This window comes from Acidimangrovimonas sediminis, from assembly GCF_002871005.1.
GTDB classification, from domain to species: domain Bacteria; phylum Pseudomonadota; class Alphaproteobacteria; order Rhodobacterales; family Rhodobacteraceae; genus Acidimangrovimonas; species Acidimangrovimonas sediminis.
In genome coordinates, this window is record NZ_PHSN01000006.1 from 148,647 (window position 1) to 171,288 (window position 22,642).

Below are 22,642 nucleotides of genomic sequence, written 5' to 3' on the forward strand. Positions count from 1 at the left end.
GCGCACGTAGAACCGGGAAGACGCAGAAGGAGGAGTGTCATGAGCGCACCGAAACCCGTGGTCTTGTGCATCCTCGACGGTTGGGGGTTGAGCGACGATACCAAGGCGAACGCGCCCTATCTTGCGAAGACGCCGAATTTCGACCGGATCCACGAGGCGTGCCCGCATGCGACGCTGATCACCTTCGGGCCGGATGTCGGCCTGCCGAAGGGACAGATGGGCAATTCCGAGGTCGGGCACATGAACATCGGCGCCGGGCGGGTGGTGGCGATGGATCTTGGCCAGATCGACCTTGCGATCGAGGACGGATCGTTCTTCGAGAACCGGGCGATCCTCGATTTCATCGACGCCTTGAAGCGGACGGGTGGCACGGCGCATCTGATGGGTGTGGTGTCGGACGGCGGAGTGCATGGCCACATCCGGCACGTGTTGGCGGCGGCGAAGATGGTCGCCGACGCGGGCGTACCGGTTGCGATCCACGCGATCACCGACGGACGCGACGTGGCGCCGAAATCCGCGGACCGTTTCCTGGCAGAGCTTGTCGAGAAGCTGCCCGGGGGGGCGCATGTCGCCAGCGTCATCGGCCGCTACTATGCCATGGACCGCGACAACCGCTGGGACCGCGTCGCGCTGGCCTATCACGCGATGGTGCATGGGCTGGGCGAGGAATGCGACACGGCCGCCGGCGCGGTCGAGGCCGCCTATGGCCGGGGCGAGACGGACGAGTTCATCCACCCTTCGGTGATCGCCAATGCGCCGGGGATGAAGGATGGCGACGGGCTTTTCTGCCTCAACTTCCGGGCCGACCGGGCGCGTGAGATCCTGCGGGCGATCGGCGAGCCGGGCTTTGCCGAGTTCGACACCGGCACCCGGCCGAAGCTGGCCGGCCTGCTGGGGATGGTCGACTATTCCGAGAAGCACAACGCCTACATGACCACCGCCTATCCCAAGAAGGTGGTCACCAATACGCTGGCGGAATGGGTCGCCGCGAAGGGGCTGCGGCAGTTCCACACCGCCGAGACCGAGAAATATCCCCATGTCACCTTCTTCCTGAATGGCGGCAAGGAGGATCCGGAGCAGGGGGAGGAGCGCTATATGGCGGCCTCGCCCAAGGTGGCGACCTACGACCTGCAACCCGAGATGTCGGCGCCCGAGGTGGCGCAGCATCTGGTCGGTGCGATCGAGGATCAGTACGATCTGATCGTCGTTAACTTCGCCAACCCTGATATGGTGGGTCATACCGGCGACCTGCAGGCGGCGATCAAGGCTTGCGAGGCGGTGGATACGGGGCTTGGCCTGGCGCTTGACGCGCTGGAGAAGGTCGGCGGCGCGATGGTGGTGATCGCCGATCACGGCAATTGCGAGACCATGGTCGACCCGGTGACGGGCGGGCCGCATACCTCGCACACCACCAACCTGGTGCCGGTGATCGTGGTCGGCGGACCGAAGGGGGCCCGCCTGCATGACGGGAGGCTGGCCGACGTGGCACCCACGGTCCTGCAACTGATGGGCCTCGACCTGCCGGAGGAGATGACCGGGAAGAGCCTGATCGACGTATGAGGTCCACCGCCGCCCTGCTGACCGCCTGTCTCGTTGCCGCCCCCGCCGCTGCCGACACGGTGGCGCCGGCGCAGGCGGGGGAACAGGCAGCGGCGGCGGCGTCAGCGCTGCAATCCGCAATCGAGGATCTGCGAAAGGCGCAGGGCGCGCGCAACCGTGTCGCGGCGCTGACCCGCACGATCCAGGCTTATGAATCCGGCCTCGGGGCGCTGCGCGACGGGTTGCGTCGCGTGGCGATCCGCGAGGCGGCGCTGACTGCGCTGCTGGCCGCCAAGCGCGACCGGATCGGCGCCCTGCTGGGGGTGCTGGCCTCGGTCCAGCGGACGCCGGCGCCGCTGTTGCTGATGCATCCCGAGGGGCCGCTTGGTGCCGTGCGGGCGGCGATGATCGCGCAGGATGTCACGCCCGGGTTGCAGGCCGAGGCGCTGCAATTGCGGGCACAACTGCAGGAGCTGGCCGCGCTGCACAAGGTGCAGGACCGATCGGCCGGGATCCTGCGTGCAGGTCTTGCGGCGGTGCAGGCGGCGCGGACGGACCTGTCGGAGGCGGTGTCGAACCGCGCCGACCTGCCCAAGCGCCTGACCGCCAGCGCCGCGCAGCTGGGCCGGGTCGCCGACAGTGTGAAAACGCTGAACGATTTCGCCAAGGTACTGTCGGACCAGAAGATCGGCCCCGGCCCGGCGGAGCCCCCGTTCGCCGATGCGAAGGGGCAGCTGCCGATGCCGGTCGACGGGACGATCCTGCGTCATGCGGGCGAGGCGGACGCCGCGGGGATCAAGCGCCCCGGTATCGTGATCGCGACGCGGCCGCGTGCGCTGGTCACCGCGCCCTGGTCCGCGACCATCCGGTACCTCGGTCCGCTTCTCGACTACGGAAACGTGATCGTGCTCGAGCCCGGGGACGGGTATCTACTGGTGCTGGCGGGCCTCGACGAGGTCTATGGCAAGGTCGGGCAAGTGATCTCGGCCGGAGACCCGGTCGGCCTGATGGGCGGCCGGGAAGCGGATCCCGGCGCGGCAGGCGCAGGCGGAAAAGAAGGCGGTGGCGCCGAACGCCCGGAAACGCTTTACATGGAGTTGAGAAAGGGCGACACCCCGGTGGACCCCGAGGCATGGCTGGCGCCTTCGCGCCGCGAGGAACGACATAGGACGAAACCATGAGGAAATATGTGATCGCCGCGCTGGGCGGCTCGGTTGCCGGCGCGCTTCTCGCGACGCAATTCGCGGGTCCGCTCCTGGCCGACGAAGCCAAGAAACCCGAGAATTCGGTCTACCAGCAGCTCGATCTCTTCGGCAGCATCTTCGAGCGGATCCGGGCCCAGTACGTGGAGCCGGTGAACAGCCAGAAGCTGATCGAGGCGGCGATCAACGGGATGCTGTCGTCGCTCGATCCGCATTCCAGCTACATGGATCCCAAGCAATGGGCCGACATGCAGGTCCGCACCAAGGGTGAGTTCGGCGGCCTGGGCATCGAGGTCACGCAGGATCAGGGCTTCGTCAAGGTCGTCTCGCCGATCGACGGCACGCCGGCGGCCAAGGCCGGGGTCAAGCCGGGCGATTACATCACCAAGGTCGACGGGGATTCGCTTCTGGGCATGACCCTCGACCAGGCGGTGGACAAGATGCGCGGGCCGGTCGGGTCCGAGATCACCATCACCATCGTCCGCAAGGGCGAGAAGGAGCCGTTCGAGGTCAAGCTGACGCGCGACACGATCAAGGTCGCCTCGGCCAACGGGCGGCTGGTGGGCCACACCGCGGTGCTGCGCCTGAACCAGTTCAACGACCAAACCTACGACGACATGATGGCTGGCCTGAAGAAGGCCGAGAAGGACGCGGGCGGCGCAGACAAGATCAACGGCGTCGTGCTGGACCTGCGCAACAACCCGGGCGGCCTGCTGACCCAGGCGATCAAGGTATCCGACGCCTTCCTCGACAAGGGCGAGATCGTGTCGACCCGCGGGCGCCTGCCGCAGGATGGGGAACGGTTCAACGCGACGTCCGGCGACGTGATCGACGGCAAACCCATGGTGGTGCTGATCAACGGCGGGTCCGCCTCGGCCTCCGAGATCGTGACCGGCGCGCTCAAGGACCATCACCGCGCGATCGTCGTGGGCACCAAGAGCTTTGGCAAGGGCTCGGTCCAGACGATCATCCCGCTCAAGGGTGACGGGGCGATGCGTCTGACAACGGCGCGCTACTACACGCCATCGGGCCGGTCGATCCAGGCCCTGGGGATTCAGCCCGACATCGTGGTGCCGCAGCCGCCGACCCCGACCAAGGCCGACGACAGCAAGGCCAAGCAGCCCGATCAGACGTTCGAGGCGGACCTGCCCGGCATCCTCAAGAACGACGCGATCACCGAGCAGGAGAAGAAGCAGCTCTCGGCCGAGGCCAAGGCCGCGGACGAAGAGGCCAAGCTGCGCGAAAGCGACTTCCAGCTCGCCTATGCGATCGACCTGCTGAAGGGCCTGACCGTGATCGGCAAGGATGACACCGGCGTAACGCCGCCGGCCAAGTCGAAGTAAGGGACGGGCCGGGGGCAACCCCGGCCCCATCACCATGACGCCCGAAGAGATCTCTCGCCTTCCTTACCGTCCGAATGTCGGCGTCACGCTGATCAACCCCGAGGGGTTGATCTTCGCCGGCCGCCGGATCGACAGCAACGCCCCCGCCTGGCAGATGCCCCAGGGTGGCATCGACAAGGGCGAAAGCGCCGAGACCGCCGCATTGCGCGAGCTGGAAGAGGAAACCGGCGTCGTGCCGAGCCTCGTCCAATACCTCGCACGGACCGACGATCCGGTGCGCTACGACTTGCCGCCCGAGCTTTTGGGCAAGATCTGGAAGGGCAAGTACCGCGGGCAGGAACAGGATTGGTTCCTCTACCGTTTCACTGGCAGCGACGCGCAGGTGAACATCGCCACCGATCACCCGGAATTCGCCGAATGGCGCTGGATCGGCGCGGCTGAGATGCTGGACGCCATCGTGCCGTTCAAACGCCCGGTCTACGAGGCCGTGATCGCCGCCTTCCGCCCCTGGCTGGCAAGCTGAGCGTCCTTGCGGCAAGGGAACGCGGGCGCTTTGCCGTTCATCTTGGCAAAAATACTTATTCTTCGCGTTCCGCCCCGAAGACCTGCCGGGCCAATGCGACCCGGCTGCCCGCGGTGACGAAGCAGAGCGCGCCGAAGATCCAGGCCAGCGGGGCGAACCAGCCCGGCAGCAGGCAGATCAGCACGAAGAATGCGATCGTCTCGGTTCCTTCCAGCAATCCCCCGGTGAAATAGAGAGACTTGGAGCCACGTTCGCTGCTTTCCATCCCGCGCCGCTCGGCGAGGATGGCATAGCCGAGAAAGCTGGTGCCGTTGACGTAGAAGCTGCACAGTAGGAAGGCCGCGGCCAGCGCGTTGGCGGCCGGGTCGGCCACGGCAAAGGCGAAGGGGACCGCGCCGTAGAACAGGAAATCCGCCGCGATGTCGAAATAGCCGCCGAGGTCGGTCTTGCCCGCCGCCCGCGCCACCGCCCCGTCCAACCCGTCTGCCAGGCGCGAGAGGAGGAGCGGCGCCAGCGCCCAGAGCGGCCAGCCAAGCGCGATCATCGCGGCAGAGACCAGCCCCAGAACAAGACCGCAAACCGTCACTGAATCGGCGGAAACGCCGGATTTCGCCAAGGCTCGACCCGCCATGTTCAGCGGCGGATCGATCACCCGGCGCAGGGCCGCGTCAAGCATGCCCTCAGCGCAGCCGTTGCAGAAGCGCGAGCGAGGCGTAGCCGTCCGGTATCATCCCGACATGGCGCTGGTAGGCGCGGATCGCGCGGATGGTCATCGGCCCGATGCGCCCGTCCACCCCGCCGGTATTGAACCCGGCCCGGGTCAGCCGGGCCTGCAATTGCTGCCGCTCGGCCGAGGTCAGCGCCCGGTCGCCCACCGGCCAGGAATGGCGGATCGGCGGCCCGCCCTCGATCCGGCTGGCAAGGTAGCCCACGGCGATCACGTAGGCATCGGCACTGTTGTAATGCTCGATCGCCTTGAAATTGTGGAAGATGAGGAAGGCCGCGCCCTGTGCCCCGGCGGGCAGCAGGACCGAGGCCTCGCCATAGTTCGGCAGCGCCCGCCCGGTCGCGGTGCGCACCCCCAGACGTTCCCATTCACGCACCGACTTGTGGGTGCCATGCCCGGTCAGCGCGTAGTTGAAGCCGCGGGGCAGGGCGACCTCGATCCCCCAGGGCTGCCCCTCGCGCCAGCCGAAGCGGTGCAGGTACGACGCAGTGGAGGCCAGCGCATCGGTCGGGTCGTCGGACCAGATGTCGCGCTTGCCGTCGCCGCGGAAATCCACGGCATAGGCAAGGTAAGAGGACGGGATGAACTGTGTATGGCCCATCGCGCCGGCCCAGGACCCGGTCATGTTCCGCGGCGCGACGTTGCCCTGCTGAATGATCTTCAGCGCGTCGATCAGCTGCGCCTCGAAGAACTTGCCGCGCCGCCCGTCATAGGCCAGCGTCGCAAGCGCGGGGATGATCTGGGTGGAGCCGCGATGGCTGCCGTAATTGCTCTCCATGCCCCAGATGGCCACGACCACCGACTTGTCGACGTGATAGGTGCGCTGGATCTGGTCCAGTACCCGGCCATACTTGCGCATCATCTGGCGCCCGGTGGCGATCCGCTTGTCCGAGGCGGCGCTGGCCAGGTATTGCCAGATCGTCTTGGTGAATTCCGACTGGTGGCGGTCCTTTGCCAACACCCCGGGATCGAGGTGCACCCCCGAAAAGGCCCAGTCGAACACCTTGGGAGAGATGCCCTGCGCGATGGCGCGGCGGCGAAAGCCCGTGACCCAGCGCTGAAAGCCGGAGTCGCCGGCGGAAACCTTGACCAACTCGGCCGAACTGCCTGCGTCGGCGGAGGCCGCCTCGGGCCTCAGCGTGGGCCGCGGCGAGGTCTTGAGTGCGGCCATGACGGGTCGCAGCATCGGACGTGGAGAGTGTTCTATGGCAGCAGAGGCCCCGCCTGCCGCCAGCACGGTGCAAAGGCCAAGGGCCCAACCGGGAAATCGCATGAAATCACCTGCTCGTTCTTTTGCGCGATCATAACCCGGCGCAGGCGTTTCGCAAAGGGCAGCGCCCGCGTTCCGGCTTGCCCCTGCCGATGGCTTGTCGCAGGGTGCGCGGGACAGAGGGGGGATGAGCGATGCGACACGGTGGAAAGATCCTGGTGGACCAGCTTGCGATCCAGGGGGTGGAGCGGGTGTTCTCGGTCCCCGGGGAAAGCTTTCTTGCGGCACTCGACGGTCTTCATGACAGCGGTATCCGCAATATCGTCTGCCGGCAGGAGGGTGGCGCGGCGATGATGGCCGAAGCCTACGGCAAGATGACCGGGCGGCCCGGAATCCTGTTCGTGACCCGCGGCCCCGGTGTCACCAATGCCTCTTCGGGGATCCACGTGGCGCGACAGGATTCGACCCCGCTGGTGGTTTTCGTGGGCCAGATCGCGCGGGCCCACCGCGACCGCGAGGCGTTTCAGGAGATCGACTACCGCTCGGTCTTCGGCACCGTCGCGAAATGGGTGGCGGAGGTCGACCAGACCGACCGCCTGCCGGAATACATCGCGCGGGCATTTCGTGTCGCGACATCGGGACGGCCCGGTCCCGTCATCCTCGCGCTGCCCGAGGACATGCTGAGCGGCAGTGCCGACGTGCCCGACCTTCCTGCGGCGCAGCGGCCCGTGCCGGGCGTGTCGCCGGACGCGGTCGAGGCGGTGGAACAGGCTCTGACACAGGCGAAAAAGCCCCTCGTTGTGGCCGGCGGCTCGGTCTGGAACGCCGCCGCCGCCGAGGATCTGGCGCGGTTCGCAGCCAGCTGGGACCTGCCGGTCGCGGCAAGCTTCCGTCGGCAGGACCACATCGACAACCGTCATCCGAACTATGTGGGCGACGTCGGCATCGGCATGAACCCCAAGCTTGGCAAGCGGCTGGCGGAGGCCGATTGCTTGCTGGTCCTGGGCGCCCGGCTGAGCGATTCCGCGACCGGGGGGTACAGCCTGCTGGACCCCGCGCGACCGGGCCCGAAGATCGTGCATGTCTACCCCGGGCCCGACGAGCTGGGCCATGTCTACGTGCCGGACGTGGGCATCGTCGCCGATCCGGCGCAGATGGTCGCGGCGCTGGCCGGGCGGAATGCCCCGCCCTCCGGTCACGGCGACTGGACCAGGACGCTTCGCGCCGATTACGAGGGCTGGGTGCAACCGGTGGAAACGCCCGGCGCCGTCAAGCTTGAACAGGTGGTTGCGTGGCTTTCCGACACGCTGCCCGACGATGCCGTGCTGACCAACGGCGCGGGCAATTTCGCGGCGTTCCTGCATCGGTACTATCGTTACAAGAGCTGGGGCACGCAGCTGGCGCCAACCTCGGGCAGCATGGGCTACGGCTTTCCCGCTGCGATCTCGGCCAAGCTGCATCATCCCGACCGGGTGGTCGTCTGTCTTGCCGGGGATGGCGACTTTCAGATGACGCTGAACGAGTTCTCGACGGCGGTGCAGCATGGGGCGGCGGTGATCGTGATCGTTGCCAACAACGGGCGGTACGGGACGATCCGGATGCACCAGGAACGTCACTATCCCGGCCGGATTTCGGGTACCGATCTTGCCAACCCCGACTTTGCCGCACTGGCCCGTGCCTATGGCGGGCATGGCGAGACGGTGCGGGATCAGGCGGAGTTCGCGCCGGCATTCCAGCGCGCGGTCGCCTCGGGCAAGCCAGCGGTGATCGAGGTGACGCTGGATCCCGAGATGTTGTCGACCGCGATGACCGTGGCGCAGACCCGCGCGCAGGGCGAAAAGGCCCGGGGCGGGGCCTAGCGAAGGCGTACCTCGGCCCGCGCGGCGCGGCCGGCGGCGTCGATCACCGAAAGGCTCACGAACCCCGCATGCAGCGGCAGCAGTGCCTGCGCGTCGCGGGTTCCGATCACCACGGGCCGCCCGTTGGCAAGCCAGGTGAACGGTGCAATCCCGCCCCGGACGCGAACCAGAAGGTCGCCCCCGGTGCGTTCCACCAGTGCGCCATCCGGCGGAAATGCCAGTTGAGGGGCGTCCTCTGCCGGGCCGAAAGCGGCTCTGCGGCTGCGGAAATGGCGCAGGGGCGGGGGCAGTTGGGCGTTTGCGACCATGAGCGTGTTTGCGGGTGGCGGCGGCAGTGGTGCGAGCCGCGGGGTGACCCGGTTGAAGGCCTGGAACAGGACCGGCGCGGCAAGCTCTCCGCCGAAGGCGCCGGGCACCGGGGTGCCGTCGGCGCGGCCCATCCAGATGCCCACCACGTGGCGTCCGTCGAAGCCGATCGCCCAGGCATCCCGATGGCCGTAGGAGGTGCCGGTCTTGTAGGCCAGCCGGTTGCGTGGCGCGCCCGGCGGCGGTGCTAGGCCCGAGAGGATATCGCCCACCTCCCAGGCCGCCACGGCCGACAGGATCCGGGCGCCCGGGGCCGGCGCCGCATCGGCCCGCAGGTGCAGCGGCAGCGCGACACCGCCGCGCGCGATGGCGGCGTAGATCTGCACGAGATCCTGCAGCGAGATCCCGACCCCCCCCAGCGCGATCGCCAGCCCGGGTTGGCCCCCGGGCACCACCGGCTGCGTCCCCGCGCGCCGCATCGCCGACATGAGCTTGGCGGGCCCCAGCGCGTCGGTCAGCAGCACGGCGGGGATGTTCAGCGACAGTTGCAGCGCCTCGCGCAGGCGGATCGTGCCGCGGAACTGGTGGTCGAAGTTCTGCGGCGCATAGCCGTCGAAATCCACCGGGCGATCGTCGATCAGGGTCTCGGGGTGGCCCAGCCCCTCGTCGAAGGCGAGGCCATAGATCAGCGGCTTCAGCGTCGATCCGGGCGAGCGCAAGGCGCGGGTCATGTCGATGAATCCCTGCCGGCGGTCGGCGGTGTAGGCGGCCGATCCCACCGAGGCGATGATCCGGCCCGAGGCCTGCTCGGCCACCACGATCGCGACCTGAAGCCGTTGTCCCCGATGCGCCACCGACTCCGCCGCCAGATCCTCGAGCCGCCTTTGCAGTCCCGCGTCTATCGTGGTCCGCAGGGGCGAGAGCGACGGGCTTTCCGCGTGCAGCCGCTCGGCCACGTGGGGGGCAAGCGCGGGCACGGGAAGGCGCGCTGTCGGAACAGGCTCCGTTTCCGCGGAAATGGCCTGTTCCAGGGTCAGAAGACCGGCCCCTTCCGCGCGCATGAGAACCCGGTTGCGGGCGGTGCGGGCGGCGTCGGGGAAGCGGTCGGGCCGGCGGGTTTCGGGCGATTGCGGCAGCGCCACCAGCAGCGCGGATTGCGCCGGGGTAAGGCGCCGCGGCTCCTTCCCGAAATAGGCGAGGGAGGCGGAACGCACCCCTTCCAGGTTGCCGCCGAAGGGCGCGATCTGGAGGTAGAGCGCTAGGATCTGCGCCTTGGTCAGCCGCCGCTCCAGCGACAGCGCGACGCGGATCTGCCGCAGCTTGCCCGCGATCCGCCCGGTGCCGCTGTCTTCCAGAAGCCGGGCAACCTGCATCGTCAGGGTCGATCCGCCCGAAACGATGTGCCCCGACATCAGCGTCTGACCCGCGGCGCGCAGCATGGCCAGCGGGTCGACGCCCGCGTGCCGGTAAAAGCGCCGGTCCTCATAGCCGATCAGCATCTTGAGGTAGCGCGGGTCGACCCGGGTGGGATCGACCGCCAGCCGCCAGCGCCCGTCGCCCACCGTGAAGGCACGCAGCAGGGTGCCGTCGCGCGCAAGGACCTCGGCCGAGGTCGCAGGGGTCAGCGGGGGCAGAACGGTGGTGTCGACCCAGTCGCGGACCCGGTCGCCCGCGAAGGCGGCGAGCCAGAGCCCCGCCGCCAGCGCCAGGATCGGGCGGGCGCGCATCGCCGCTACTCGACCGTGACCTGGCCAGTGGCGCCGTTGGCGCGCCTGGCGGGGCGGTACATGTCCTCGACGCTGGCCGCCGGGTGGTGGAACGTCCCGGGCGACACGGCGCGCACGATATAGGCCAGTGTGAAAGTGCCGCCTTTCGGACGGTCGACCTGGGCGATGAAGCGATCCTGCCGGAACTCCGCATGCGCCACCTCCGTCTCGCTTTTCAGCCAGGACAGGGACGAAATCTCACCCCCGTGGATCAGGTTCGGATTGTCGATCTCGAACCCGGCGGGCAGCGGGTCGACGACCATCAGCCGCGCCTCGTCGAGCGAGAAGGACGTCACCTTGATCAGCGTCACCAGCCGGGTGCCCGGGGCCACCTTGTCCGCTTTCACCGGCTTGCCGTCGAGGGTGAAGTAGCTCCGCTCGATCTTGTAGCCGTTGCCGCCGGGTTTCGGCGCCACCTCGGGCACGCCGAAGGTCGTCAGCGTCAGAACGCTGTCGCCGTCGCCGCCGTTGTGGATGGTCATGGGCTGGAACAGCCGCGCCTCCTCGATCCGGACCAGCGGGCCGTCGACCGGGGTTCCGTTCACACTCAGCCCCTCGCCTCCGGGCTTGGCAATCAGGGCGTGGGTGGCAAGCAGCTGCCAGGCGGCTTCCTGGGTCGACACGTTCAGGTCGCCGGGCCGGGCCGCGATGCGGTTGACCAGCGCGGTCTGGTCCACCGCCTTGCTGCCCGCCTCGGCCGAGAGCGCCAGAACCGCGGCGGCGTCGCGCTGTGCGGTGCCGTAATCGGTGTGCCACAGCATGGGCGCGCCGGCGCCTTCGGCGAGTGCCATCCGTCCGGCGCGTCGGAACATGGCGTCGGCCCGTGTCTGGTCGCCGTAAAGCGCCAGCGCCGCGCCAAGCTGGGCCGCCGCGATCGGGGTGTCGAAGGCATCGGCCTTGACGTCGGCGTAATAGCGCAGGTCGCCGATCGCCGCCGCCCCCTCACGTGCCAGCACCATCAGCGCATAGGCATAGGGGCCGCCGTGGCTGTCGAAATCGTTGGCGTAGTTCACCTGGTTGCGCAGGTTGTCGAGGGCGCTGCGGAAGGCGATCTGCGGCACCTCGAACCCCTGTGCGCGCGCACGCGACAGGAAATCGGTGACATAGGCGTCAAGCCACAGATCGCCGGAACCGGGCCTCCACAGGCCGAAAGCGCCGTTCGCGTCCTGGTTCGTCAGCACCCCGGTGATCGCCTTGTCGATCCGGTCATGCAGATCGGCTGCGGTGCCGAGGCCCATCACCTCGGCCACCTGCGAGAAATAGAGCAGCGGCAGCGCCTTGGAGGTGATCTGCTCGGTGCAGCCATAGGGATAGCGGTTGAGCGCCTCGAGCAGGCCCGGCGCATTCATCCGCGCGATCGGGCCGACGGCAAGGGTGACCTTGGCCGAGCCGGGCTCAAGACCCGCGAAAACTTCTCTGTCCAAGGTGAAATCCTTGCCCTTGGCAAGAGTCAGGCGGTTAACGCGGCTGACGCTCGGGTCAAGGGTTTCGACCGGCAGGCTCAGCTCCTTGGTCAGGCGCTGGCCGCCCGGGGTGGTAAGGGTCACCTCGATCGTTTGGATACCCGGATCAGCCGCGGTCACCGGGATCGCTATCTCGGTCTTTCCGCCCACGGGAAGATCGAAACCCGAGGGCACGGTGCCGAGGGTCAGGCCCGACGACGAGACATCCAGCCCGACCCTTCCGCCGGGACCCTTGGCGTGGTGGATGTCGAGGAGAAGGCGACCGCTGTCGCCCGGGGCCATGAACCGGGGAAGGCTGGCGTTCACCACCACCGGGTCACGGATCAGCACATCCTTCGAGGCCTGCCCGACCCCCGTCTTCGACCATGAGACCGCCATCACGCGCACGGTGCCGTTGAAGGCGGGAATGTCGAAGCTGGCATGCGCCTTGCCGTCCGCCCCAACCGTGACGGGGCCGGAGAAGAAGGCCACCAGCTTCTCGGTCGGCGGCGGTGCCATGAGCTTGGCCTGCGCCGCCGCGTCACCGCCCGAACGCACCTGTCCCATTGCCCCGTTCATCCCGTCGATCAGCCGCCCGTAAAGATCGCGGATGCCCACGCCAAGCTTGCGCTGGCCGAAGTAGTGATCCTCGGGGTCGGGTGCCGTGAAGGCGGTCAGGTTGAGGATCCCGAGATCCACCGCCGCGATGGTGACATAGGCGGTTTCGCCCGGTTTCGTGCCTTTCACGTCGACCGCCACATCCAGCGGCGCGCGCGGTTCGGCCTCGTCCGGGGCCTCGATCGTGGTTGCCAGCCGCCGCGCGCCCGGCGCGACCTTCGCATAGGTCAGGCCCATGGCGCGGGCCGGGTTGTGGCCCGCCGCCACGTCCATCGGCCGCAGCACCGAGGCGGTGACATAGGCGCCCGCACCCCAGTCCTTTGTCACCGGAATCGGGATCACCGACGCGCCGGCCGGCACCGCCACGGCCTTGCGCCAGATCAGCCGGTTCGACAGCACGGTGACCAGCGCGACCCCCGCCTCGCGCGGGACGACCCGCAGCTCGGCCATGTCGCCGGGGCTGAAATCCGGCTTGTTCAGGGACATCTGAAGCTTGTCGGGTGTGTCCTTGCCGCCGTCGCTGGCGTACCAGCCTGCGTAGAACAGGGCGGAGCTTTCGGCGAAGGGCGCGCCGCCGGTCTTTTCCACCTTGATCTCGTATTCGCCCCAGCTGACGGGGGCCGAGACCTTCAGCGCACCCTGCGCCGACAGCTGCGCCTCGCCCGATGCGACACGGGTGCGGGTGGTCATCGGCTCCCAGTTCCAGTTGCCGTAGGATTGGTACCATTGGTAGCGGGTGACGACGCGATTGATCGTCCACTTCACCGGCATGGCCGCGGGTTTCAGGTCGGGGCCGACGGCGATGATATCGAAGCTGGCCGTGCCGTTCTCGGGCACCGCATCGTCGAAGAGCGGCTTGATCCCCAAGATCGGCTGTGCGGGTGCCAGCGGTCGGGTGATCCGCCGTTCCACCGGGCGGCCGGAGCCTTCGGCCAGTCGGGCGGTCACGGTCAGTTGCAGCGGACGCCCCGCATCCTCGATCACCGGTAGCGGGACCTGCGTGGCAAGGTCGCCCTTGGCATCGGTTTCCTCGCCCCCGATCGTCTCTGTCGTTGCGGAAAACGGCTTATCGTGGCGGCCGAAGCTGTAGCCGGGATAGGCGGCAAGCCCGTCTGCCGCCGACACTCGCGCCTCACCCTCCAGCGACAGGCCCGCACCCGGCGCGCCGAACAGGTAGCGCGCCGACAGCTTCAGCTCGGGGCGGCTGTCGGGGGCGAGGGGGCCGTCCGGCAGGTTCAGGGTGAAATCGATCCGCTCGGGCAGGAAATCCTCGACCAGGAAGGTTTGCGTGGCCAGCGGCGCCGCCTCGGGGTCGGCAAGGATGTCGACGCGCCAGACGCCGCGCGGGGCCCCGCCGCCGATCGGGAAGGCCCAGACGTGGCCGCCCGCGCCCGCGCCCTGCGCCACGGCGCGGGTGTATTCCACGCCGTCGGGCCGCTTCAGCCGGGCGATCAGCGGCAACCCCTCGATCGCGGCCGAGTCGCCGTCGCGGCTGAGCGCGGTGACGTTCACCGTCTCGCCCGCGCGGTAGGCGCCGCGATCGGTGGTCAGGAAAACGTCGATCGGCGGCGCCGGTTCATGCCCCGCGACACCCCGGTCCGACAGGTCGAACTCCGGGTCGGTCAGCGGCAGGAAGGCCTCGTCCGTCTTCAGGCTGGCGGTCAGCAGGCCCGGCGCCGCGCTGCCCGTCCCGCCGGTCAGGCCGGCGGGAAAGGTGGCATAGCCGGTCTCGTCCGTCGTGGCCGTGCCCAACACTGCGTTGGCGCGCGAGACAAGCGTCACCTCCGCCCCCGCCTTCGGCCCTGCATCGGCCAGCCCGCGAACGAAGACATGCAGCCCGTCGACGCCGGAATAGCTGGTCATCCCGAGGTCGGAGATCACGAACCACTGGGTCGCCGCCGGGCTTTCGTAGGGGTCGGCGCCGGGCACCTTGGCGCTCAGTGCGTAGATTCCCGGCGGCTGCCCTTTCAGAGCCTGATCCAGCGGCAATCGCGTGGTCATGTCGCGGTTCACCTCCATCGCGACATCGGCCTTGCCGGTCCAGACTTCGGTTGCGACGTCGCCGGAGAAACTTTCCTCCTGATAGTGCGACAGGGGCTTGGCGAAGTAATCATCCTGGATCGCGCGGATCAGGTTGCGGTCGCTGACCCGGCGCAGCGTCAGGTCAAGCGTTCTGGTGTTGACGCTGACCACGGGCAGGGCGCTGGTACCGGCGGCCGGCAGCACATAGGCCCGCCCAGGAAACCGGACCGACGGCGTGCGGTCGCGGACATAGAGGTTGAGCGTCACCGGCTTCACCGTCGTCTCGCCGCTTTCCGCCGGAAGGCCCGCGCGGAAGGTCACCTGATAACGTTCGCCGTGCTTCACGCCCGAAATGCAAAGCTGCCGCCCCTCCGCCTCGACCGAAAGGCCGGGCTCGGGCAATTGCACATAGGGCGCGTAATCGATGCCCGAGGGCGCGAGGTTTTCCGAGAAATCGGCACAGATCCTGGGGGTGGCGGAATCGCTCTGCACCTCGTGCTCGGTGATGCGAAAGCCGTACTTGCCGATCGCGTCGCTCAGCGCCTTTTCTGTGTCGTCACGCGGGGCCAGGTCCTGCGCCAGGCGCAGCGCGGGGATCATCTCGCGCCCGCGGCCAAGCTTTTCCAGTGCCTGTGACAGCACGATCAGGGCATTCGCACGTTCCGCCGCGCGTCCCGCCCGGAGATAGCCGTTGACCGAGGCCGCCAACGCGCGGCGGTAGAGGTCATACTTGTTTGCGCGCGTGTCGGTCTTTTCCGAGGCGAGCAGGAGGCGCGCGTAATCGGTCCATTGTCCGGGATCGTCAGTCAGGCTGAGCGCGGCGCCGACGTAGCGCGCGGCATCCTGTGGGCGCCCGGCCCCCTCGGCGGCCCGGGCGCTGCCCAGAAGGTCATCCGCCGCATGTTCTCCGGTCATGTAGCGATCGGGCAGGCCGAGAGCCTGTTTTTTCGCGGCGTCGAGGTCGGAGTCACGCAGGAACTTCAGATCCTCGGCCCGGGCGGCGGCCCGGGACAGCACGGAGGGATCCGTCTCGTACACGCGGGCCGAGAGGGCGCCGGCAAAGGGCGCCGGCGCGCCCGCGGCGGATTTCGGAAAGCAGGCGCCTGCCCGCAGGTTGAACGTGAAGGCGTGACAGGCGCTGTCGGCGAGGCAGGCGCGTTCGCAGGCATCGACCGTGGTGTCGAAGATCTGCCGCAGGTCGTGGCCGGGAAAGTCCACATCGTTGCTGAGTGCCAGCCGCCGCGTGGGCACCGGCCCGTCGTCGGCGGACGCGGTGACAGGGGCCAGCACGGCCAGGGAGACGGCCAGGGAGACGGCCAGAGAGATGGCGGCGGCGATCAATCGGTGCATCGAAACGGCTCCTCCTCAACAACGCGTGAATGCTGGCACTTCGCCGGTGACGGATCAAGCGGCGCCGCCGGGAAATGGCGGATCCGGGCGGCTGTTAAGGGATCCTTCACCTCGATCCGGCAGCCTGAGGCGGGCAATCAGGACGGGAAAGATGGACGGCGGCGGACGCGGCAGCAGCATCGCCGACAAACTGGCGAAGGAACGGCGGGCCCGGCTGGCCGCCGAACGGCTTCTGGAACAGAAGCAGAGGGAGCTTTTTGCGGCGAACGAAAAGCTTGCCCTGCATGCGCGTGCCTTGTCGGACCAGGTTCTGCAAAGCCGGGACGCGGCACGGGCCGCGCAATCCGAGGCGGCCGCGCTGAAGGGTCAGCACAGCCGTTTCCTCGACGATCTGGAACGCGCCCACACTGCCGCGGTGATGGCCGAGCGGCGGCTTTGGGATTCGATCGAGACGATCCGCGACGGCTTTGCCGTATTCAACGCCGAGGGAAAGCTCGTTGCGGCGAACCGGGCTTACCTCGCCGTCTTTGCAGACAGCGACCGGGTTGTGCCGGGTACGGCGTATGAGGATATCCTACGGCTCTGCACCACCCGGAATGTCGTCGACATGGCGGGGGAGGACCCCGAAGAATGGGTGCGCCGGATGCTTGCGCGGCAGGAGGAGGAGCGGATCCCCACCGTGGTGCTGCGGCTGACCGACGGCCGCTACGTGCGGTTGATCGACCGGCGGGCGCGCGACGGCGACATGGTGACGCTTGGCATAGATATCACCGAACAGATGTGCATCTGGGCCGCGCTCGAGGCGATCCCGGATGGGTTCGTGCTTTATGACCGGCAGGACCGGATGGTCGCCTGCAACCAGCGCTATCGCGAGATCTACAGCGAGACCGCGCCGGCCATCGTCCCCGGCGCCCGGTTCGAGGAGATCTTGCGTTACGGCCTTGCGCGTGGCCAGTACCGCGATGCCGAGGGGCGGGAGGAGGCATGGCTTGCCGAACGCCTGGCCTCGCACCGCGCGGGCAATTCGCTGATCGAGCAGCAGCTGGGCGACGGTCGCTGGCTGCGGGTGCTGGAGCAGGAAACACCTGACGGCGGCCGCGTCGGTCTGCGCGTCGATATCACCGAGATGAAGCAGCAGCAGGCCGCGCTGGAGGAGGCGCGGCTTGCGGCCGAGGCGGCGAACCGTGCCAAGTCGGCCTTCCTCGCCAACATGAGCCACGAGATCCGGACCCCCATGAACGGGGTGGTCGGCATGGCCGATCTTCTGTGCGACACCGATCTGAACGGCGACCAGAGGCTTTATGCCGAGACGATCAAGACCTCGGGCGAGGCGCTTCTCGAGATCATCAACGACGTGCTCGATTATTCCAAGATCGAGGCGGACAAGCTGATCCTGCGGCCCGAGCCGTTCGACCTGGAACGCTGCATCCATGACGTGGCCATGCTGTTGCAGCCGAACGTGCAGGAGCGCGGGATCGAGCTGGCGGTCGATTTCGACATGTTCCTGCCCACGCGCTATGTCGGGGATCCTGGGCGAATCCGTCAGGTGATGACCAACCTGATGGGCAACGCGGTGAAGTTCACGCGCGAGGGGCGGGTTACGGTGCGGGTGGTCGGCCTGGAGGGCACGGAAGCGGACGGCGAGAGCCGCGAACTGCACGTCACGGTGGAGGATACCGGAATCGGCATCGCGGCCGAGCACCTCGACCACATCTTCGGTGAGTTCAATCAGGTCGACGACCAGTCGAATCGCCGGTTCGAGGGGACAGGCCTGGGCCTCGCCATCACCCGCCGGCTGATCGAGCAGATGGGCGGCGATGTCTGGGTGGATTCGACACAGGGCGTGGGGTCGTGCTTCGGCTTCCGCGTCACCCTGCCGGTGGCCGAGGAGGGCGCGGCGGATCCCGCAGCGCAGATCCGTTTCGCCCATGCACTGGTGCTGGACGGGGAACTGACCAACCGCCGGATCTTCGAACGGCAGTTGCGCACCGGCGGGATGGAGGTGGTCGCCTGCCGCACGGTCGATGAGGCGATCGCGGCGGCTGCGGGGCCTTGCGACATCGTGCTGGCGGATGCGGCGACGGCGGGCGATCCGGGGGAGCTTGTGCGGGCGCTTCGGGCGACGGGCCTCATGGCGCCGGTGCTGCTGATCTCCGCCGCGCCGGAAGAGGTGCGCACCGGGCCCGACGCGGGCCTTTTCGCCGCGGTGCTGGAACGGCCGCTGCTGCGCAGCCGGCTTTTCCGAACGTTGCAGAGCCTGTCCGCCGGAATGCTGGAGGCCGACCCCGTTACCGCGCCGGCGCAGGCGGATGGGCGCCAGATGCGCGTGCTCGCGGCCGAGGACAACCGGACAAACCAGCTGGTGTTTCGCAAGATGACCAAGGATCTGGACATTGATCTGGTCTTCGCCGGTAACGGCCGCGAGGCGGTGGAGCTGTATCGCAGCTTCCGCCCCGACCTGATCTTCATGGATATCTCGATGCCCGAGATGGATGGCCGCGACGCCGCCCGGACGATCCGCAGGCTGGAGGAGGGGACGGGCGGACATGTGCCGATCGTAGCGCTGACGGCACATGCGATGGACGGCGATGCGGCCTCGATCCTCGCGGCGGGCATCGACCAGTATCTGACGAAACCCCTGCGGCGGGCGGCGATCGCCGAGCGGATCGTGGCGCTGCGGCCCGCGGGGGTGCGGGCCGTGGGCGCGGACGGAGAGAGCTGAGGCGGCGGGGGTGGAGAGGGCGCCACCGCGGGGGTTTCACACCCCCGCACCCGCCGCATCTGCGGGGGTTTCGTACCCCCGCACCCCCGTGGGATATTTCCCCTCGGAAGAAGGGGCGGGGGTCAGTCCAGGGCGCGGAGGAAGACCCAGCGGTCGCCTTCGCTGAGATCTGGGATGTGCTGGTAGCCGCCCGACGCGAAGGATTTGAGGTCTTCGGGGTCGGTCAGGCGGTTTTCCATGGCGTAGCGGGCCATGGCGCCGCGGGCGCGCTTGGCCCAGAAGCTGACCACCTTGCGCGCGCCGTTGCGGTCCTCGAGGAAGACCGGGGTGATGACGCGCAGCTTCAGGGCCGAAAGTTCGACGGCCGAGAAATATTCGGTCGAGGCGCAGTTCACGAGGGTGTCGGTACCCGCGGCGCTGGCGGCTTCGTTCAGCGCCTCCGAGATGGCGCTGCCCCAATACTCGTAGAGCGAGGCGCCGCGCGCGGTTTTCAGCCGGCTGCCCATTTCGAGGCGGTAGGGCTGGATCCGGTCGAGCGGCCGGAGAAGACCGTAGAGGCCGGAGAGGATGCGCAGGTGATCCTGCGCCCAGGCGATCGCGTCTGCGTCGAGGGTTTTCGCCTCGAACCCCTGGTAGGTGTCGCCGGCGAAGGCGAAGGCGGCGGGGCGCTGGGCCTCGGGTGCGGGGGCGTCGGCGAAATCGCGGAAACGTTCGGCGTTCAACTTGGCCAGCGGTTCCGACAGGCTCATCAGCTTGCGCAGGTCGTCGACCGAGAGATCGCGGGCGGCGGCGGCGAGTTCGCTTGCGGCCTCGGGGAAAGCGGGGTCGGTGAGCGAAAGGTCGGGACGCTCGGTCCAGTCGAGTTTTTTGGCGGGCGAGAGGGTGACGAGCATTAGTCCTCCGTCAGGATCTGCAGGAAGGCCGCGCCGAAGCGGTCGTTGTAGCGCTCGCCCAGCAGGCGGGCGAGGGTGCCGGCGTCGCGCGGATGCGCCTCGGACAGCTTGGCGATCAGGCTGCGCGAACAGGCGAGTGGCTTCTCGGTGCCGTCCGTGCCGCGCGACAGGTCGAGCTGGGCCTGCATCAGCCGGTCGAAAATATCGGCACTGTCCCGGCCCGAAAGGCGCATTCTGGCCGGATGTTCGGCGGGTGGCGGGGCGCCGGTGATGACCTCGAGGAACAGCGCGCCATAGCGTTCCAGCTTCTTTGCGCCGACGCCGTTGACCCGGGCCATGGCGTCGAGCGATTGCGGCCGCTGTTCGGCCATCTCGATCAGCGTGCGGTCGGGGAAGATGACATAGGCGGGGACGCGGGCGTCCTCGGCCAGCGCGCGGCGCTTGGCCTTGAGGGCGGAAAGAAGCGGCGCGTCCTCGTCGTTGACCAGCGCCTTGACCACCGTCTTCGTCTTGGCCCTGGTGATCGTGTCGCGGCGGAGCGTCACGCTTTCCTCGCCGCGGAGCACGGGGCGGGCCGGGTCGGTCATGCGGAAGGCGCCGTGACGCTCCGGGTCGGGGCGGATCAGGTCGCGGCCCATCATCTGACGAAACACCGCCTGCCATTGCGCGCGCGACAGGTCGCGGCCGACGCCGAAGGTGGGCAGGTCGTTATGGTGGCGGGCGCGGATCTTGTCCGTGGTGTTGCCGAGCAGGATGTCGATCAGGTGCCCTGCGCCGAAGCTTTCACCGGTGCGGAGCATGGCCGAAAGCGCCTTGCGCACCGCCTCGGTCGCGTCGAAAAGCTCGGGCGGGGCGTCGCACAGGTCGCAATTTCCGCAAGGTTCGGCATGTTCGCCGAAATAGCCAAGCAGGACCTGGCGGCGGCAGCCCTGGGCCTCGGCCAGCCCGAGAAGGGCATTGAGGCGGGTGTGGTCGGCGGCCTTGCGTTCGGGCGGGGCGAGGCCCTCGTCGATCTGGGCGCGGCGCAGGCGGATATCTTCGGGGCCGTAGAGGGTGAGGGTCTCGGCCGGCGCGCCGTCTCGGCCGGCGCGACCAATCTCCTGGTAATAGGCCTCGATGGATTTCGGCAGGTCGGCATGGGCGACCCATCGGATGTCGGGCTTGTCGATGCCCATGCCGAAGGCGATCGTGGCGCAGACGATCAGCCCGTCTTCCTGCTGAAAGCGGAACTCGGTCTTGCGGCGGTCGTCGGCCTCCATCCCGCCGTGATAGTGAATGGCGGCGTGGCCCGCGTCGCGCAGCGCGGCCGCCAGCCCCTCGGTCTTGGAGCGGGTCGCGCAATAGACGATGCCGGACTGCCCCTTGCGGGCGGCGGCGAAGTTCAGGATCTGCGCACGGGGACTGTCCTTGACGGCGAAGGCCAGATGGATGTTCGGCCGGTCGAAGCCGCGCAGGAATTCGCGCGGGCTTTGTCCGCCGAAGAGGCGGGTGACGATTTCGGCCCGGGTTTCGGCGTCGGCGGTGGCGGTGAAGGCGGCAAGCGGCACGCCAAGGGTCTGTTTCAACTCGCCGATGCGCAGGTAGTCGGGGCGGAAATCGTGGCCCCATTGGCTGACGCAATGGGCCTCGTCCACCGCGATCAGGTTGCAGTTCACCCGGCGCAGGAGTTGCAGCGTACCGCCCGAGGCAAGACGTTCGGGCGCCATGTAGAGAAGCTTCAGCCGTCCCTCGTCGAGGGCGCGAAAGACCTCCTCCGTCTCTTCATCGGTATTGCCCGAGGTCAGCGCCCCGGCCTCAACCCCCGCCTCGCGCAGCGCCCGGACCTGGTCGCGCATCAGCGCGATGAGAGGTGAGATGACGAGGGTGACGCCGTCACGGCAGAGCGCGGGCAACTGGTAGCAGAGCGACTTGCCGCCGCCAGTGGGCATGATCGCCAGCGTATCTTCGCCCGCCGAGACCGAGGCCACGATTTCCTCCTGCCCCGGGCGGAAGCCGTCGAAGCCGAAGATGCTGCGCAGAAGCTCACCGGAAGCGGCGGGGGCGGCGGGAGCGTCTGGGGCGGCGGGCACGGGCATCGCGGGCGGCCCGTCAGTAGCTTGCGAAGGTGCCGATGTTGTTGGCGATGATCATCTGCAGCGCGATGATGATGAAGAAGAACACCAGCGGTGCGAGGTCGAGCGCGCCGGTGTTGGGCAGGAAGCTGCGGATACGCGAATAGACGGGCTCCAGCAGACGGTTCAGGCCGTCCCAGATCTGGTAGACCAGCGGCTGGCGCAGGTTCAGCACCTGAAAGCTGATCAGCCACGACATGATGATCTGCACGATCACGATGAACTTGGCGATGTTCAGGATCATCATCAGGATTTGCGCGATCGAGACCATGGTCGTCCGTTCCGGTTGCAAGGTTTCGACACAGGTAAGGGAGGCCTGCCCAAAGCACAACCTTTCTGGCCCCGCAACGGCACGGCAATGGGGAAAATGCCGCAAGGTCCGGCTTGACCCGACCGGGTGCCTGCGCCACGCCGAGGGGGAGGAGGCCGCCCCATGTATCCCTTCGCCCGCCTGGCGCTCGAACTCTACCTTGCCCGCAAGCTGGCGCCCGCCAGCCCGTTCGAGACGCTGGTGACGCATCACCGCTGCTGGCCGTGGGATCTCGACCCTTGGCGCGAGCTGAACAACGGGCGCACGCTGACGCTTTACGATCTGGGGCGGATCCCGTTCTTCCAGCGCACCGGCATCGTCGGCGCGATGCGGACGAACCGATGGGGGGCAAGCATTGCCGGCGCCTCGGTCCGATACCGCAAGCGGATCAAGCTCATGGCGCGGTTCGAGATGCGGACGCGGATGCTCGGCTGGGATCACCGCTTCTCCTATGTCGAACAGAGCCTGTGGCTGGGCGAAACCTGCGCCAATCACATTCTGCTGCGAGTCGCGGTGACGGATGCGCAAGGCATCGTGGCGCCGGCGAAGGTGGGCGCGGCGCTGGGCGTTTCCGGCGAAAGCCCGGCGCTGCCTTCGTGGGTGCAGGCCTGGATCGCGGCGGATGCGGAACGGCCGTGGCCGCCGCAGGGCTGACGCAAACGCACGAAGCGATGCCGCTTGCGTGGTAACGGGTTTGCC

General features: G+C 68.2%; 14 protein-coding genes. 7 read left to right on the top strand and 7 right to left on the bottom strand.

The window, feature by feature from the left end; translation table 11 throughout:
- Nucleotides 1-39: 39 nt before the first annotated feature.
- The 4 genes from gpmI to CVV76_RS07165 are packed head-to-tail and all read left to right on the top strand — an operon-like array spanning nucleotide 40 to nucleotide 4,607.
- Nucleotides 40-1,560, top strand: coding sequence for a 2,3-bisphosphoglycerate-independent phosphoglycerate mutase (gpmI, locus tag CVV76_RS07150; RefSeq protein ID WP_102223948.1), 1,521 nt, complete (start codon nucleotides 40-42; stop codon nucleotides 1,558-1,560).
- Nucleotides 1,557-2,720 (top strand): murein hydrolase activator EnvC family protein, encoded by a 1,164-nt coding sequence (locus CVV76_RS07155; RefSeq protein ID WP_102223949.1) that lies wholly within the window; start codon nucleotides 1,557-1,559, stop codon nucleotides 2,718-2,720. The genes gpmI and CVV76_RS07155 overlap by 4 nt, the downstream gene beginning before the upstream one ends.
- Nucleotides 2,717-4,084 carry a S41 family peptidase gene (locus CVV76_RS07160; RefSeq protein ID WP_102223950.1) on the top strand — a complete coding sequence of 456 codons (1,368 nt, stop codon included), beginning with the start codon at nucleotides 2,717-2,719 and terminating at the stop codon, nucleotides 4,082-4,084. The genes CVV76_RS07155 and CVV76_RS07160 overlap by 4 nt, the downstream gene beginning before the upstream one ends.
- A 34-nt stretch (nucleotides 4,085-4,118) precedes the next feature.
- On the top strand, nucleotides 4,119-4,607 hold the full coding sequence (locus CVV76_RS07165; RefSeq protein ID WP_102223951.1) for an RNA pyrophosphohydrolase: 489 nt from the start codon (nucleotides 4,119-4,121) through the stop codon (nucleotides 4,605-4,607).
- 55 nt (nucleotides 4,608-4,662) lie between these two features.
- Here the strand turns inward: CVV76_RS07165 and CVV76_RS07170 are convergent, their stop codons facing one another.
- Both CVV76_RS07170 and CVV76_RS07175 read right to left on the bottom strand, forming a co-directional pair.
- Nucleotides 4,663-5,283 carry a CDP-alcohol phosphatidyltransferase family protein gene (locus tag CVV76_RS07170; protein ID WP_102223952.1) on the bottom strand — a complete coding sequence of 207 codons (621 nt, stop codon included), beginning with the start codon at nucleotides 5,281-5,283 and terminating at the stop codon, nucleotides 4,663-4,665.
- A gap of 4 nt (nucleotides 5,284-5,287) precedes the next feature.
- Nucleotides 5,288-6,607 carry a lytic murein transglycosylase gene (locus CVV76_RS07175; protein ID WP_102223953.1) on the bottom strand — a complete coding sequence of 440 codons (1,320 nt, stop codon included), beginning with the start codon at nucleotides 6,605-6,607 and terminating at the stop codon, nucleotides 5,288-5,290.
- Nucleotides 6,608-6,738: 131 nt separating this feature from the next.
- Between CVV76_RS07175 and CVV76_RS07180 the strand changes: the two genes are divergently transcribed.
- A complete protein-coding gene (locus CVV76_RS07180) occupies nucleotides 6,739-8,403 on the top strand; it encodes a thiamine pyrophosphate-binding protein (RefSeq protein ID WP_102223954.1) in 1,665 nt (554 codons plus the stop codon).
- Here the strand turns inward: CVV76_RS07180 and pbpC are convergent.
- Nucleotides 8,400-10,436, bottom strand: a complete 2,037-nt coding sequence (pbpC, locus tag CVV76_RS07185; RefSeq protein ID WP_102223955.1) for a penicillin-binding protein 1C — start codon at nucleotides 10,434-10,436, stop codon at nucleotides 8,400-8,402. The two genes, CVV76_RS07180 and pbpC, sit on opposite strands and share 4 nt — an antisense overlap.
- Before the next feature lie 5 nt (nucleotides 10,437-10,441).
- The gene (locus CVV76_RS07190) at nucleotides 10,442-15,907 is read right to left on the bottom strand and encodes an alpha-2-macroglobulin family protein (RefSeq protein WP_102223956.1); all 5,466 of its coding nucleotides are present in this window, start codon (nucleotides 15,905-15,907) and stop codon (nucleotides 10,442-10,444) included.
- A 151-nt stretch (nucleotides 15,908-16,058) separates the two neighbouring features.
- Between CVV76_RS07190 and CVV76_RS07195 the strand changes: the two genes are divergently transcribed.
- Nucleotides 16,059-18,629: a hybrid sensor histidine kinase/response regulator gene (locus tag CVV76_RS07195; RefSeq protein WP_102223957.1), complete on the top strand. Its 2,571-nt coding sequence runs from the start codon at nucleotides 16,059-16,061 to the stop codon at nucleotides 18,627-18,629.
- A 122-nt stretch (nucleotides 18,630-18,751) separates the two neighbouring features.
- On the opposite strand, the gene yaaA is transcribed toward CVV76_RS07195, so the two are convergent.
- From yaaA to CVV76_RS07210, 3 genes are read right to left on the bottom strand one after another with little or no spacing between them, the layout of a single operon-like run.
- Nucleotides 18,752-19,522 carry a peroxide stress protein YaaA gene (yaaA, locus tag CVV76_RS07200; protein WP_102223958.1) on the bottom strand — a complete coding sequence of 257 codons (771 nt, stop codon included), beginning with the start codon at nucleotides 19,520-19,522 and terminating at the stop codon, nucleotides 18,752-18,754.
- Entirely contained in the window at nucleotides 19,522-21,597 is a 2,076-nt protein-coding gene (recQ, locus tag CVV76_RS07205; protein ID WP_102223959.1) for a DNA helicase RecQ, read from the bottom strand. The genes yaaA and recQ overlap by 1 nt, the downstream gene beginning before the upstream one ends.
- A 13-nt stretch (nucleotides 21,598-21,610) precedes the next feature.
- Entirely contained in the window at nucleotides 21,611-21,904 is a 294-nt protein-coding gene (locus CVV76_RS07210) for a YggT family protein (protein WP_102223960.1), read from the bottom strand.
- A gap of 162 nt (nucleotides 21,905-22,066) precedes the next feature.
- Between CVV76_RS07210 and CVV76_RS07215 the strand changes: the two genes are divergently transcribed.
- A complete protein-coding gene (locus CVV76_RS07215) occupies nucleotides 22,067-22,597 on the top strand; it encodes an acyl-CoA thioesterase (protein ID WP_102223961.1) in 531 nt (176 codons plus the stop codon).
- Nucleotides 22,598-22,642 lie beyond the last annotated feature (45 nt).